The organism is Candidatus Hydrogenedentota bacterium (assembly GCA_016791475.1).
Taxonomy (GTDB): domain Bacteria; phylum Hydrogenedentota; class Hydrogenedentia; order Hydrogenedentales; family JAEUWI01; genus JAEUWI01.
Window position 1 is genome coordinate 1 of sequence record JAEUWI010000441.1, and the last position, 528, is coordinate 528.

Genomic DNA, 528 nt, shown 5'->3' on the forward strand with positions numbered 1-528 from the left:
AGTACGTTATACGGTTCTGGCGGGGCGTATGAATATGACCCCGCAAATGCGATCGAACAAATCATTACCCAGAAATGGATATCGATGGTAAACTTCCAGGGTTTGGAAGCACACGTTGAACGAAAAAGAACCGGCTTCCCTGACTTTTTCGAAACGCCTCCGGGTAATGTTACCAGCGGTTTGTATCCACAACGTCTGCCTTATCCGTCAGCGGAAATCGATAACAACCGTGACGAGCTTAACGCAGTTGGCGGGCAGAAGCAGGTTACTGAACGGGTTTGGTGGAATACTCTTTAATCGAATTAACTAAATCAACGACAGTATGAAGAAGATAATTTATAGTCTGATCCTGTTAGCGTTTGCCGGGATGTCATGTGAAGACGATTCAACAGCAGACATATCAAGAATTACGTATTACCCGACCTTTTCCATGGAAGGGGATGACGTGTTGGTACATATAGCCGGTGATCCATATACCGACCCGGGCGTGACGGCACTCGAAGGCGAAGACGAGATCGAAGTGACGAA

The 528-nt window shown here is 47.0% G+C and carries 1 protein-coding gene; it reads left to right on the plus strand.

What is annotated here, in order from left to right; genetic code table 11:
- Positions 1-297, plus strand: a 297-nt coding sequence (locus tag JNK74_30140) for a SusD/RagB family nutrient-binding outer membrane lipoprotein (GenBank protein MBL7650430.1), incomplete at its 5' end; no start/stop codon positions are given.
- Positions 298-528 lie beyond the last annotated feature (231 nt).